A 13,314-nucleotide genomic window follows, 5' to 3' on the forward strand; every position below is an offset into this window, starting at 1 on the left:
CTAAGTCATGCGCGTTCGGAGAACATTTCGCGGATCATCGGTTTTAGGTGCTCGCCATAACTGGCCAGAACTTCCCAATCGCCCACCGTCTCGTAATGCGTGACCAGATTGCGGCCATCCCAGCAGTGTAGTGCAAAGCTGGGTGGTTCGGTGGTGATCAGCGCGCGGTTGTCAGCCTTGTCAGGAGAAATTTCATTGAGGTCCAGCGCCACCAGCGGCGCGACCGATGGCGTTACGCTGAGCGGGACGCCGCGAAAGCGGGTGGTAATCGGGCGGTGCAGATGGCCGCAATGGATTGCCTCGATATGCGTTTCGTGCCCGGCAATGGCCGCGCCGAAACGTTCGATCCATTCCTCGTCCGGGGCTGGGTCCATCCAGCCTATCCCGCTGACGATCGGGGGGTGGTGCATGAAGATCAGAACGGGTGTGCCGGGTGCCTCGTCAAGACGGGCACGCAGCCAGCGAGCCCGTTCCTCGCAGAACGCACCGCCGTGGCGGCCCGGTTCAAAGGTGTCGAGGCAGAGGATGCGCAGTCCGTCCTGTTCGACCAGATAATGGACAAAGCCGCCCTCGTGCCCGGTTTCGGAAAAGGCACGGAGCAATTCTTCGCGCGTGTCGTGATTGCCCACGAGCGGCAACAGGGGGCACGGGCATTCAGCGAGGATCGCGGCGGTCTTGGTGAAACTGTCCGCGTCACCGTGATCAGTCAAATCGCCGGACAGCACCAGCAGGTCGGGCGCGGTTGGCAGGTTGAGCACCCGGTCGAGCACGGCGCGAAACCGGATGCGGTTCAGCTCTTCCGGCTTTGCATCAGGATCGAACCCGATGTGGATGTCGGTCATTTGCGCGATCAGCATCGCTGCGTTCCCCCGTTTTCCGACCCCATTGCGTTTTATCCTATCCTGTTTCCCGCGAAATGCGAGCGACCTGTTTGGGCGCGCCATCCGGATGATCTTCGGGCTTGCGGCCCTTGGGATGGTAAGAATGGCACATCGCGCAGGTGGAAGGCACATCGGCCTGTTTCGCGGCTTCGCCCAGATGGCATTCGCGGCAGGTGGCTATTCCCGGCAGCAATACATCCGTGGCCGCATCCGAGCTGTCAGCCTTGTGGCAGGTGGAGCATTCCTCCTGCTCATGCGCTTCGTGATCGAAGCGTCCGTTGATAAAATAATCGCTGCGCAGATTGACCGGTATCACGCTGGGCCGCCCCTTGTCAGTCGTGGGCAAATGGCATTCGCCGCACACCCCGTCGCGGCTGAGCGCGCGGGATATACCGATGTAGTTCTGCGTCGGCTTACCGAAGTTCTGATAGTAGCGCCCGCCGCGCGCGAAATCGCCCGGACGGCGGCGGCCACTGGTGATCGGGCGGCGCGGCGCACGGTCCATCGCAATCAGATCGGCGCGCATCTGGTCGACATCGCCATGGCGCAGCGTGCGGAACGTGGTGCCCACCTTGTCATAGACGAGGCTGTGACAGCTTTCGCAATCCTCCTCCATCCGCACCGGCAGGAAGCCGTTATTGTCGTCAGTGGGGCGGTGGCAATCGGCACATTCCAGCGCTTCGCCATATTTGCCCAGATTGCCCGCCATGCGTGCCACGCCATTGCTTTGCGACAAGTGCATGTCATGCGGAAAGCGCAGCCCGCTGTTCTCACGCGCTTTGCCGTCCAGCGCTATGCGGGTCACGGTCTCGCTGCCAGGCGTTTGGTATACTAGCGCCTGCAATTGCGGATGGTTGGTGCCAAAATCGCTCGCATTAGCCAGCGCGGTGTCGGCCAGGCGCTGGTCCATAGTGTCATGGCAGGACGAGCAGAATTGCTGCGCTGCGGGTTCCATCCGTCCGGCGCCTTCATGTTCCGTGTGGCAGGTGGTGCAGGCTTCCGGACCTTCCTTGCCAAAGGTTTCGGCGACTTCCCACAACAGCGCATCGCCGCGCGACAGTGGCCCGCGCGCGCTGGCCAGCCGTGGCTTGCCTGCGTGATAGCCAATGCTTTCGTGACAGGTCAGGCAGGTTTCATCGCGCACGGACTGGAAGGGCTCAACGTGGCAAGCTTCGCAATTCTGTTCCAGCGCATGGTGCGCCTGGCTCAGCTTGCCAGTGCTCCACGCCGCATCCATGCGGACCTGATCGGTGCCGTCGGCGCCGGGGGCAGGATTGGCACGATTAAGATGGGTCCATATTGGCACGGCGAGAAACGCGAGCAGGATTGCGGCCATGCCAAGCCAGGCCAAGATCCGCTTGCTGGGCATGGCAGCGTCCAGATCGAAACCGCGTATCGCATCGCGATTGCCAAACTCGCGTTCCTGCTGGGTGATCGTGATTGCGGCGCGCCCGTCGCTCTCTTTGGCGAACAGCAGCGAATAAAGCCCGAACACAAATTCGCCGCCACCGCCTGCGCGGAAACTGGAATCAGTCGTCTTTCGACCATCATGCACAAAACCATGCGCGCTGGTCGAAACCATGCGCAGACGTCCGTCAGCAACGCGCTCCAGCACTGCATGATGCTGTTCCACGGCCAGATCGGGCAGGACAATATCGTTCGTGGTTGCGCGGCCAATCGTGAGCTTGTCGCCAGCCACTTCGCGCTCGCGCACGATTTCGCGGCCTGTGGCGGTACGGTCGACTGTGCGGATGAGGAAGGTCATCTCCGGTCGCTCACCAGTAATAAAACACGCTGAGGATATGCGCGGCCAGCGCGGCGAGAAGCGCAATCGTCAGTGGGACGTGGACATACAGCCAGATCTCAAGCAGCGCCTTGTACCGCATATGCTTGCGGATCTGGTCCAGCTGGGCCGAGCGGCGGCCCAGCAATGTGCGCACCTTCTGCTGCGCGGCGTCATCGGCATCGTCGGCATAGGCGCGCTTGGTCGAAATATGTTCCAGAGCGCGGCGGGTCGGCGCGCGACCGCGGCGGCCGGTGAGGCGCTGCCACAGCCCCTCCTTGAACACGTCATGCTCCAGCGCGGCGATGACCATATCGGTATCCTCACGCGCCAGCGGCAGGGCGGCTGCCTCAAGCTGGCGGTCGATTGCGGACAGGCTTTCGACCATCTGTTCGCGGGTCATCTCGCGGCGGTTTTCCGAAAGCTTTTCCGGCAGCATGGAATAGACCGATATGCCGTAAATGCCCGATGCGATCACCAGCACCATCAGCGCCCATGCCAGCGTGTGGACATTCCAGCCCAGCTGGAACCCGGTATGCAAAGTGCCGATCACCACTAGCGACAGGCCCAGATAGACATGCGCGCTGGTCCACGCTTTGACACTCCAATTGCCGGGATTGGCGCGCCGCTTGCGGATGCCGAGCAGCGCCAGCCAGACGATCAGCCCGGCGCCAATTGTGCCCAGCGTATAGCCCAGCCAGCTGCCACCATTATGGCGCGGCTCGACATCGACCAGCAGATAAACCGTCAGGAAAAACACGCTGATGAAAACGGCGATCTTGAGCCAGCGGTATCCGGCATATTCAAGAAAGCTGCCATGTTCGGCGGCATGGCGACGCTCGCGGCTTTGCGCGCGGCGCTCGCCAGCGCTTTTGAACAGCGAGGCCATCAGTCGATATCCTCCAGCCGCGCTACCGAGAGGAATTTTTCAGGTGACACGCGGATCGCCGCGCCGGTGGGGCAGGCGCGCACGCAGGCCGGACCGCCGGTAACGCCCGAACACATATCGCATTTGATCGCGACCTTGGGCGTTTCCTTGCCTTCTGCCTCGGCCTTTTTCTTGCGCCAGGAATAGTTGGCTTCGCCGGGGCCAGGGCCGGCGCCGAACAACAGCCATGACAGTAGGCCGGGCTTCTTGGGCGGGCGCGCATCCATGCGGATCACGCCATAGGGGCAATTGCGCTGGCAATTGCCGCAGCCGATGCAGGTGTCATCGATGAACACTTCGCCATCGGGGCCGCGCTTGATCGCATTGGGCGGGCAATCGGCCATGCAATGCGGATGTTCGCAGTGACGGCAAGAAGTTGGGACGTGCAGATGCGCGTAGGTTTTGCCAGCCTCGCGGTCGAGGCGGCTCAGTCCATCATGGCTGTCGGCGCAGGCCTTTTCGCAATTGTCGCAGCCCACGCACAGCTTCTCGTCGATCAGCAGCACGTCGGTTGCTTCGCCAAGTCCGTTATCGACCAGGAATTGGGCGGTTTGCGAATACATATCGACCGCGCCGCCAAAGCTGGCTTTCCGGCTTTCGACAAAATCGTTGATCTCGCGCCGCCCGGCCATATCGCCCATCGCCTTTTCGCGCAGTTCGGGCTTGGCATCGAGCAGGGCGTTAAAGGCATCACCGGGCAGGCGGATGACCTCGCTCTTGATCGCGGCTTTTACTGATGCGGTCCGTTTCGACCCGTCGATCACAGCCATTTCGCCGAAATAGGAACCGGCAGGCAGGTAGGAGAGAAACACCGGGTGGCCGCCCAGATCCTTTTCAACGATCATCGATCCGCGGCGGACGATAAAGATGTCCTTGTCGTCGGCACCCTCGTTAATCACCGTTTCGCCAGCGCGCACATTCACGACTTCGGATTGATCGACAAGATCGGCGACATCGGCGGGGTTCAGGCCCGATCCGAATAACTGCAACAGCTGCCGCTCGACAGAAATACGGTTGACCGCGCGGTTGGCCGATGGCGAGGTCGCCAGCAGTTTCAGCGCCGCTTGGCGTGAGAGCTCCATCACTACTGTGGGTTCGGCTGCACGGACGGTAGCACCGCGGCGGCGGCCCGAGATCAGCCCGACTTCACCAAAGATCGAACCCTGTTCGATGGGCACGGTGAAGTCGGTATCGTCAGGGTTCACCTCGACCGCCACCGAACCTTCGGCAATAGCGAACATGGATGAACCGGAATCATTGCGGGTGAACACCACATCGCCGGGGCCAAAGGCGTGGACATCGCTGTCGAGCATCAGCTCGCGCATTTGCAAGGGCGACAATTCCTGCAGGATCACGACCTGGCTGCGGAACGTCTCCAGCCATTCCTCGACCGATTTGCGGCCCGGCAGAGCATTGAATTTGGCGGCCAGGATCGGCTCGTCCGCAGGTTTGAGGTCGAGATTGCCATTAAGGAACTCGATCGCGTCATAGCCCTGGTTCATGCAGTGCTTGATCAGCGGATAGCCCGCCAATGCGCCGATGACATGGATGCCGTTCTTGGTGGTTTCGAAGCTGGGGGAAAGCTGCGGGAACGCCCCGCGATCTTCACTGGTAAAGTCGATTCCGGCGGCTTCGACAAAAGCGCGGGGCGGCTGCGAGCCGGTGCGCGCGATGATCCGGTCACAGGGGATGGTTTCCTGCCCGTCACGCGTGTCCAGCACCATTTCGCCGGGCCGCACTTCGGCGGGGGTCGTATCGCGCCGTACGCTGATACGGCCATCGGCCTCCGCTTCTTCAAGCAGTTTGACGTTGGCGCTCTTGGCGCGCGCGAATTCTGCGCCGCGGTTCAGGATAGTGACGACATTGCCCTGCATTTTGTCCGCAGCCAGACCCAGCGCGTTCTCGATCCCGGCGTCGCCTGATCCGATGACCGTGATATGCTCATCAACATATTCTGTGGGGTCATCGAGCTGGTACTGGATATGCGGCAAATCCGCGCCGGGTACGCGCAAGACATTGGGATTGCCCTGCGTGCCGATCGCCAGCACCACGGCCTCTGCCGCAATGGTGTCACCGCTTTTCAGGTTGAGTGTGAAATTGCCGGTTTCGCCTTCTATGGCAGCGACTTCAGCATTGAGACGGACAGTGACCTTCTGGTCGGCCATCTGCTGGTCCCAAGTGTCGAGGATCACCTCACGCTTGCCAGCGTCGAAATCCAGCGGCGAGCGCAGCACCAGATTGCTGGGCGTCGCCATGACGTGCTTGCCCTTCTGGTATTTGTAAATCGTATCGGAGAGGTGGTCGGTCTTTTCGAGCAGGACGTGGCTCATTCCCAACTCGGCCGCGCGCGCGGCGGCGCTCAGCCCGGCAGGGCCGGACCCGACAATCGCCACACGCACTTTATCGGCCAAATCGCAGTCCCCCCGGCTAGCGACCCCAGGTCTTTTTGTTGTCCGTTCTGCATCATAGGGAAATGTGGCGCGGTGGCAATTGCTGAACCGTAAGATGATTGGTAATCGCGGAGCATGACAGAAAATAGCGAAACGCCTGAGAAATCCGGCACCGCAACTCGAAGCGGCGTCCTGCTGTTGGGCGTGGCGCTTGCCGTGGTCGCTGCGGCGATCGGCTATCGCGCGCTGGATGACCGTGAGGCGAGACCGGTTGCGGGCGGAGAAGAGCCTGCGGCGCTGACCATCGAGGATCTGCAACGCCGCGCCGATGCCGCGCCCGATGACTCTGTGGCATGGCAAGAATTGGGCTTTGCACGCTATGAACGCGGCGAATTTGCCGAGGCTGTGACTGCCTATGCCCGCGCGACCGAACTGGATCCCGATCAGGCGATTTTATGGTCCGCTTTGGGTGAGGCGCGGGTGATGGCAAGCGCGCGCGATCCGCTGCCGGTAGAGGCGCTGATCGCTTTTGAACAGGCCTTGAAAATCGATCCGGATGATCCGCGTGCAGGCTATTTCCTGGCCGTGAAGCGTGATCTGGCGGGCGACCATGAGGGCGCGATTGCCGATTGGCTCGCCCTGCTGGCGAAAACGCCGCCCGGTGCGCCGTGGGAAAGCGACCTCGCGCGCACGATCGAGCAGGTGGGCAAGGTCAACGACATCCCAACCGAGGCGCGCATCAAGGCTGCGCAGGAGGCGCGCGGCGGTACGTTTGCAGCGGCTGCGCCAGCTCCCGCACCGACCTTGGCGGCGGCGCAGGGCATTCCCGGCCCCTCTGCGGACCAGATCGCGGCGGCGCGCACCATGTCGCCGGGCCAGCAGCGCGAAATGGCCGAGGGCATGGTCGCCAGCCTTGAAAGCAAGCTAAAGGCTAACCCCGCCAATGTCGATGGCTGGGCCATGCTAATGCGCAGTCGTGCGACGCTGGGCCAGACCGATCTGGCGCGCAAGGCGCTGGCCGATGCGCTGGCCGCCAATCCGGGCGCGGCGCAGCGGCTGCGGTCGGAAGCCGAAGTGCTCGGCATCCGCTAAACACTGTGCGGATCGTCTTCAGCCGCAAGGGCTTCGACAGCGCAGCGGGCGGCGGACCTTCGCCGATAGTCGATGATGGTCGGCCCGTCAGCCTGCCCATTCCCGCCGGGACCGCATCGCGCACCAGCTATGGCGCGCTGGGGCTGGGCGATCTGGCGGCACGCGCGAGCCGTGGACGATTGGGCGCGGACGATCTGTGCCATCACGACCCGATGTTCCTACCCGATGACACCTGCCTGTTCGGCCAATGCGGCGCGGCGCAAACGCATCTGGCCAACCAAGGTGTGGGGAAGGGCGATGTTTTCCTGTTCTTCGGCCTGTTCCGCGAGGCTGGCGGCAAGCCGCACCACCGTATTTTCGGCTATCTTGAAGTTGCAGAGATGACCCGATTGGCGGAGTGCGTCCCTGACCAGCGGGAGCGTTTCGCCGCGCAGGACCATCCACATGCGCTGGCAATGCATGCCGCCAATGATGTAATTTATTCCGGGCCGGGCACGACAGCCGAGGCCGCGAGTGCGGCGCTCCGCCTGACCGTTCCCGAAGGCCCGCCCAGCCTGTGGACCATCCCGCAATGGCTGACGCGCGGCAATCTGAGCTATCACGACCGCGCCGACCGCTGGCTGGACGACAGCCGGTTGCGGAGCGTGGCGCGAGGTCAGGAATTTGTCGCCGATATCGGTGACAGACGCGATGCGCGCGACTGGCTCGCCGCGATTTTGCGCGAGATTGGCCGCGAGATTTAGAGCGAGCGGATAATTGCCGAGAAATCGAGCCCGCCATGCTCTTCGGCAAAGCGCTCGTAGAGCTCCTTGGCATGACGGCCGAGCGGGGTGGAGGCATCGGTACTCTCAGCCGCTTCCATCGCCAGCTTCAGATCCTTGAGCATCAGCGCCGTGGCAAAACCGCCCTGATAGTCATTATCCGCAGGCGTTTGCGGGCCAACACCGGGGACGGGGCAATAGGATGTCATCGACCAGTTCTGGCCCGAACTTACCGAGGAAATATCGTAGAAAGTCTGCGGGTCGAGCCCCAGCTTCTGCGCCATTGTGAACGCTTCTGCCGTGCCGATCATGTGGATGCCCAGCAGCATATTGTTGCAGATCTTGGCCGCCTGCCCATTGCCCGCATCGCCCGCGTGGATCACCGCCTTGCCCATCGCCTGAAGCACTGGCTCGGCGCGGGTGAAGGCCTTGGCTGTGCCGCCCACCATGAAGGTCAGCGTGCCGGAGTTTGCTGCCGCGATACCGCCAGATACCGGCGCGTCGACCATGTCGTAACCGGTGTCAATCGAGCGCTTGATTACCTCCCGAGCAGTGGCAACATCGATGGTTGAACAGTCGAGAAGCACTGCACCGTTCGGCGCATGGCCAAACACGCTGGCCTCATAGACCGATTTCACGATTCTGCCATTGGGCAACATGGTGACCACTGCGTCAACGCCTGCACAGGCTTCGGCGGCATCAGTGAAGGGCTCGCAGCCATGTTCGGCTGCGGCGGTTAAGGCCTCCTCGCTCAAATCGAAAGCGCGGACCGCGTGGCCAGCCTTGACGAGGTTCGCGGCCATTCCGCCGCCCATGTTGCCGAGGCCGATAAAGGCAATTTTCATGTCAGGTCATCCCTTGAACTTGTGGCCCAGAAGAACAGCGGCGCTGTCGCCGTCATGTTTCCAGCCGAGATAGGTCAGATAGGGTAGCAGGAATCCCGCCCCGCCAAAAAATGCCATCACGGCGAGGGCCCAGCCGTGCAGGGAGAAGCCGTTGCGCCACGCGGTCCAGCTTGCCGACAAGAACAGCATCAGGGTGAAGTCCAGATTGAACTGGCCCGGCCACGACCATTCTCCCATGTCGCCCAAGAAGTGGGTGAACAGCGTCAGCCCATGTTCTGCAATTACTGCGCCGGTATAGAACGCCAGAATGCCCCACAGCACCATCAAGATGAAATAAAAGGGTTTCAAATCACCGCCCCTTCCACTGCCCCTCACGCTTTTCGACAAACGCCGCCATGCCTTCGGCCTTGTCTTCGCTGGCGGCGAGGATCTGGAAGATGCGGCGTTCGATGATCAGGCCCTGATCCAGCGAAGTTTCGAAGGCGGCGTTGACCATTTCCTTGTTCGCGATGGCGGCCATTGGCGGCATCGCGGCAATCATGGCGGCGGTTTTCATCGCTTCGTCCAGCAGGCTGTCATGCGGCACCACGCGCGCCACCAGATTGGCGCGTTCGGCTTCCTCGGCGCCCATCATCCGGCCCGTCAGGCACATTTCCATCGCCTTGCTCTTGCCGATGGCGCGGGTCAGGCGCTGGCTACCGCCCATGCCGGGCGCAACGCCCAGCTTGATTTCCGGCTGCCCGAATTTGGCATTCTCCGAAGCAATGATGAAATCGGCCATCATCGCCAGCTCGCACCCGCCGCCCAGCGCGAAGCCATTGACCGCGGCGATCCACGGCTTGCGGGTCTTGCGGACAATCTCGCTGGTCCAGGGCGCGAAAAAGTCGTCGAGGTAGAAGTCGGCAGCGGGCTTTTCGCTCATTTCCTTGATGTCGGCACCGGCGGCAAAGGCCTTGTCGCCCGACCCGGTGAGCACGGCACACCGCTGGCTGCTGTCCGCCTGATACGCTGCAAAGGCGTGGATCAGATCGTCCAGCACTGCCGAATTCAGCGCATTGAGCGCCTTGGGGCGGTTGAGTGTGATCAGCGTGACCGCCTCATGTGTTTCGGGGCGCTGTTCGACTGTGATGGTTTCATAGCTCATAGCGGTTTCCATTCTTCATTGTCCGGCAGCGGCGCGAAGATGCTGTCGATCAGCGCGTCCGACACATCTTCGGGCGTTGCGGGGTTCCATGCCGGATCGCCGGTCTTGTCGACGATCACGGCGCGCACGCCTTCGGCAAAGTCGGGCCGCGTGATCACCCGGCTGGCGATGCGGTATTCATTGCGCATATTTTCCGCAAAATCGGTAAATCCGGCAGCTTCGGACAGCTGGCGCAGCGCCACCTTGCAGGTCTGCGGACTTTTGGTGCCCAGGGTATCGCGTTCCTTATGCGACCAATCGCTATCCTCGGCTTCAAGCGAGGCGAGAATATCCTCATAGCGGTCCGAGCCGAAATGCTTGGCGATCTTGTCCGCGTTCTTCTCGATCCGCGCATCGGGCGGGGTGACCGCCAATTCGGACAGGATGCCTGAAATGCGGCTGGGATCGGCGATGATCCGCGCCTTGGCCTCGGCCAGCTTGTCACTGGGCAGATAATGCGTCGCCAGACCGGTCCACAGGCATTCCGCCCCGTCCAGCCGTGCTCCGGTCAGCGCCAGGAATTGCCCCATCCGCCCGCTCAGCCGCGAAAGATACCAGCCGCCGCCGACATCGGGAAACAGGCCGATTCCGGTTTCGGGCATGGCAAAACGCGTGTTTTCGGTCGCGACACGGTATCTGGCAGGCTGGCTGATTCCGACCCCGCCGCCCATCGTGATCCCGTCCATAAAGGCGACCACAGGCTTGCCGAACGTGAACAGCTGGTGGTTGAGCTGATATTCATCGTGGAAGAACTTGCGGCCCGAAACGCCGCCATCGTTCAAAGCGGAATTGCGCAGGAAGGTGATATCGCCCCCGGCGCAGAAGCCGCGGCCCTCGGCGTGGTCGATCACTACCGCCTCGACCGCATCGTCATTTGCCCAATCCGCCAGCGCCGCGCTCATCGCGTGGCACATCTCCAGCGTCAGCGCATGGAGCGCCTTGGGGCGGTTGAGCGAGAGGTGCCCGATCGCGCCATGGGTATGGGTGTGGACGTCTGGCGTCTTGGTCTGGGCGGTCATTGGCGCAGCATCTCCCGTCCGACGATCATTCGCATGACCTGATTTGTGCCCTCAAGGATCGAATGCACCCGCAGATCGCGCCAGAACCGTTCGATCGGGTAGTCTTTCAGATAGCCATAGCCGCCGAACAATTGCAGCGCGTCATCGACGATCTTGCTCCCGTTATCGGTTGCCAGCCGCTTGGCCATTGCGGAAAACTTGCTTTTGTCGGGCGCGTTTTCGGTGACCTTGACCGCCGCCAGATACAGCAGCGCACGCGCCGCCTCCAGATCGGTTGCCATATCGGCCAGCATGAACTGGGTGTTCTGGAAATCGGCAATCGGCGTACCGAATTGCTGGCGTTCCTTGGTGTAATTGACCGCTTCGTCCAGACAGCGCTGCGCCCCGCCGAGCGAGCAGGCACCGATGTTCAGCCGGCCGCCGTCGAGGCCCATCATGGCAAAGCGGAAGCCTTCACCCTCTGCGCCCACCAGATTTTCTGCAGGAACGCGGGCATCTTCGAACACGACCTGCGCGGTGGGGGAGGCGTTCCAGCCCAGTTTCTTCTCTGGCGCGCCGAAGGAAACGCCGGGCGTGTCCTTGTCGATTACCAGGCAGGTGATGCCCTTGGTCTTGTGGTCGCTGGTGCGCACCATCGTGACATAGACATCGTTGAAGCCGCCGCCCGAAATGAACTGCTTGGTGCCGTTGAGCACATAATGATCGCCGCCCAGCCTGGCGCTGGTCTTGAGGCCGGCAGCGTCCGAGCCGGAGCCGGGTTCGGTCAGCGCATAGCTGGCGATTTTCTCCATCGAGATCAGGTCTGGCAGATATTTCGCCTTCACCGCATCGCCGCCAAACCGGTCGACCATCCATGCGGCCATATTGTGGATCGAGATATAGGCGCTGGTGGCAGGGCAGCCATAGGCCATCGCCTCCATGATCAGCGCCGCTTCCAAACGGCCAAGGCCGATCCCGCCGCTGTCTTCGCTGACATAGATCGCGCCAAAGCCAAGCTCGGCAGTGCGCTTGATCACATCGCGCGGGAAATGGTGCTTCTCGTCCCATTCGGCCGCAAAGGGCGTGATATTGTCGGCAGTAAACCGCTGCGCCATTTCCTGAATCGCGAGCTGGTCGTCGGTAAGTTGGAATTGTCCTGTCATGGCCGCTGCCCTAGCGCCCGTTGCAGGGCAGGAAAAGGGGATGCGGCAGGAAAGCTTGGCGGCAGGCGTAACCAATCCGGCTGGCGCGCGAATGTATGGTGACGGAAGAGAGAGGATTTCCATGACAAAAGCCCATCCCGATCTGGTGCTTGTGTATAATGCTGATGGCGGGCCGCTGGCGTCATTATTCGGGGCAGTCCACAAGGTGGTGTCGCCGGGCACCTATCAATGCTCGCTGTGCAAGACCACGCATGGGGCGCTGACTGTGCACGGCGAGTGGCAGGATTTCCTGAATACGCTGCCCAACCGGACACGCATCCATTACCGCGATGAATTTGCGAAACTCGAACCGGGGTTCACGGGCGATTTGCCTGCCATATTGGTGCAGCATCAGGGCGCTCCAGCCGAGCTGCTGGTGTCAGCGGACGAATTTGCAGCCATCGCCGATGCGGCGAGCTTACGCGCAATCGTGGCAGAACGGCTTGCGCGGGCTTGAGCGCCGCAGGCACTTATCCTTGCTGTTCGTGATCCGCATGTTCCGGTCCTGGTTCAGCCGAAACACGGGCTTCAGCTTCAATTTCGACTTTCCATTCGGGTCGGCACAGCCATGCAGCGCCCACCATCGTAGCTGCCGGACTGGCTTTGGCAAAGAACCGCGCATGGACCGCGCCGACCGCGCTCTGATCGGCGGGGTCGGTCAGGAACATCCGTGTGCGCACAACATCGGCGGCGCTTCCGCCCAATTCCTCGACAGCGCGCATGATCAGGACCAGGCACCGTTCGGCCTGCGCCGCAGCATCGCCGTCCGTGCTCGACCCGTCATCTTCAACCGGTCCGGTCCCGGCGACGATAATGCGATCGTCGGCGCGCACTGCGCGGGCGAAGCCGAACTGTTTTTCGAATGGCGACCCGGTGAAGGCGCGCATTCGGTCGCTCACCCGCAGGTAATCCGAGTGATCTTCATTGCGCTATCATATTCGACTCGCACCCGTTCGGGCCGGTAATCCATCGTCACCGCGCTCCCCTCGGCGACCCAATGGAAGATTGAGGCGCGGGTGATCTCGCGGATTTGTGCGCCGGTCTGCGATGTCGCAGGCTGGCCGATGAAGCTTGCAGTGCCATCGGTCCGGCATTCTGGCCGTGCGCCGTCGGCCAGCGGTTCGCCCGCTGTTGTGGTGCAGGCGGACAGGCCCAGCACCGGGCCCAGCACCAGGGCAAGAGCGGGCAGGATCGGGCGGCAATATGGTCTGCGCATAGTCATTCCTTTCAGACGCCCGATCCTGCCATAAA

General features: G+C 62.1%; 14 protein-coding genes. 3 read left to right on the forward strand and 11 right to left on the reverse strand.

The annotated features are described in order from the left end of the window. Positions 1 to 5 precede the first annotated feature (5 nt). From FEV51_RS09535 to FEV51_RS09550, 4 genes are read right to left on the reverse strand one after another with little or no spacing between them, the layout of a single operon-like run. Positions 6 to 857 carry a phosphodiesterase gene (locus tag FEV51_RS09535; protein WP_246034515.1) on the reverse strand — a complete coding sequence of 284 codons (852 nt, stop codon included), beginning with the start codon at positions 855 to 857 and terminating at the stop codon, positions 6 to 8. A 40-nt stretch (positions 858 to 897) separates the two neighbouring features. After that, complete coding sequence (locus FEV51_RS09540) at positions 898 to 2,646, reverse strand: cytochrome c3 family protein (protein ID WP_138618334.1); 1,749 nt, start codon at positions 2,644 to 2,646, stop codon at positions 898 to 900. A gap of 10 nt (positions 2,647 to 2,656) precedes the next feature. Continuing rightward, positions 2,657 to 3,553: a hypothetical protein gene (locus FEV51_RS09545; RefSeq protein ID WP_138618336.1), complete on the reverse strand. Its 897-nt coding sequence runs from the start codon at positions 3,551 to 3,553 to the stop codon at positions 2,657 to 2,659. Next, on the reverse strand, positions 3,553 to 6,003 hold the full coding sequence (locus tag FEV51_RS09550; protein ID WP_171033088.1) for a cyclic nucleotide-binding domain-containing protein: 2,451 nt from the start codon (positions 6,001 to 6,003) through the stop codon (positions 3,553 to 3,555). Before FEV51_RS09550 ends, FEV51_RS09545 begins: the two co-directional genes overlap by 1 nt. A gap of 114 nt (positions 6,004 to 6,117) precedes the next feature. On the opposite strand from FEV51_RS09550, the gene FEV51_RS09555 reads away from it, so the two are divergent. Both FEV51_RS09555 and FEV51_RS09560 read left to right on the forward strand, forming a co-directional pair. Beyond that, positions 6,118 to 7,074 carry a tetratricopeptide repeat protein gene (locus FEV51_RS09555; protein ID WP_171033089.1) on the forward strand — a complete coding sequence of 319 codons (957 nt, stop codon included), beginning with the start codon at positions 6,118 to 6,120 and terminating at the stop codon, positions 7,072 to 7,074. A gap of 5 nt (positions 7,075 to 7,079) precedes the next feature. Next, on the forward strand, positions 7,080 to 7,817 hold the full coding sequence (locus tag FEV51_RS09560) for an Nmad3 family putative nucleotide modification protein (protein ID WP_138618338.1): 738 nt from the start codon (positions 7,080 to 7,082) through the stop codon (positions 7,815 to 7,817). On the opposite strand, the gene mmsB is transcribed toward FEV51_RS09560, so the two are convergent. Genes mmsB through FEV51_RS09585 form a run of 5 tightly spaced genes read right to left on the reverse strand, consistent with a single transcriptional unit; the run spans position 7,814 to position 12,024 of the window. Then, positions 7,814 to 8,680: a 3-hydroxyisobutyrate dehydrogenase gene (gene mmsB, locus FEV51_RS09565; RefSeq protein ID WP_138618340.1), complete on the reverse strand. Its 867-nt coding sequence runs from the start codon at positions 8,678 to 8,680 to the stop codon at positions 7,814 to 7,816. The genes FEV51_RS09560 and mmsB overlap by 4 nt on opposite strands. Positions 8,681 to 8,686: 6 nt before the next feature. Next, the gene (locus FEV51_RS09570) at positions 8,687 to 9,028 is read right to left on the reverse strand and encodes a hypothetical protein (RefSeq protein ID WP_138618342.1); all 342 of its coding nucleotides are present in this window, start codon (positions 9,026 to 9,028) and stop codon (positions 8,687 to 8,689) included. Between the two features lies 1 nt (position 9,029). Then, positions 9,030 to 9,824: an enoyl-CoA hydratase-related protein gene (locus FEV51_RS09575; RefSeq protein ID WP_138618344.1), complete on the reverse strand. Its 795-nt coding sequence runs from the start codon at positions 9,822 to 9,824 to the stop codon at positions 9,030 to 9,032. Further along, positions 9,821 to 10,882: an enoyl-CoA hydratase/isomerase family protein gene (locus FEV51_RS09580; RefSeq protein ID WP_138618346.1), complete on the reverse strand. Its 1,062-nt coding sequence runs from the start codon at positions 10,880 to 10,882 to the stop codon at positions 9,821 to 9,823. Before FEV51_RS09580 ends, FEV51_RS09575 begins: the two co-directional genes overlap by 4 nt. Then, positions 10,879 to 12,024, reverse strand: coding sequence for an acyl-CoA dehydrogenase family protein (locus FEV51_RS09585; RefSeq protein ID WP_138618348.1), 1,146 nt, complete (start codon positions 12,022 to 12,024; stop codon positions 10,879 to 10,881). The genes FEV51_RS09580 and FEV51_RS09585 overlap by 4 nt, the downstream gene beginning before the upstream one ends. 121 nt (positions 12,025 to 12,145) lie before the next feature. Here FEV51_RS09585 and FEV51_RS09590 point away from each other — a divergent pair, with 121 nt between their 5' ends. Continuing rightward, positions 12,146 to 12,520 carry a hypothetical protein gene (locus tag FEV51_RS09590; protein ID WP_138618350.1) on the forward strand — a complete coding sequence of 125 codons (375 nt, stop codon included), beginning with the start codon at positions 12,146 to 12,148 and terminating at the stop codon, positions 12,518 to 12,520. Positions 12,521 to 12,533: 13 nt separating this feature from the next. Here FEV51_RS09590 and FEV51_RS09595 read toward each other — a convergent pair whose 3' ends face one another. Both FEV51_RS09595 and FEV51_RS09600 read right to left on the reverse strand, forming a co-directional pair. After that, positions 12,534 to 12,962, reverse strand: coding sequence for a RidA family protein (locus FEV51_RS09595; protein ID WP_138618352.1), 429 nt, complete (start codon positions 12,960 to 12,962; stop codon positions 12,534 to 12,536). After that, on the reverse strand, positions 12,959 to 13,279 hold the full coding sequence (locus FEV51_RS09600) for an I78 family peptidase inhibitor (protein WP_138618354.1): 321 nt from the start codon (positions 13,277 to 13,279) through the stop codon (positions 12,959 to 12,961). Before FEV51_RS09600 ends, FEV51_RS09595 begins: the two co-directional genes overlap by 4 nt. Positions 13,280 to 13,314: the final 35 nt, after the last annotated feature.

The sequence above is a fragment of the Qipengyuania marisflavi genome (genome assembly GCF_005884405.1).
GTDB lineage: Bacteria > Pseudomonadota > Alphaproteobacteria > Sphingomonadales > Sphingomonadaceae > Qipengyuania > Qipengyuania marisflavi.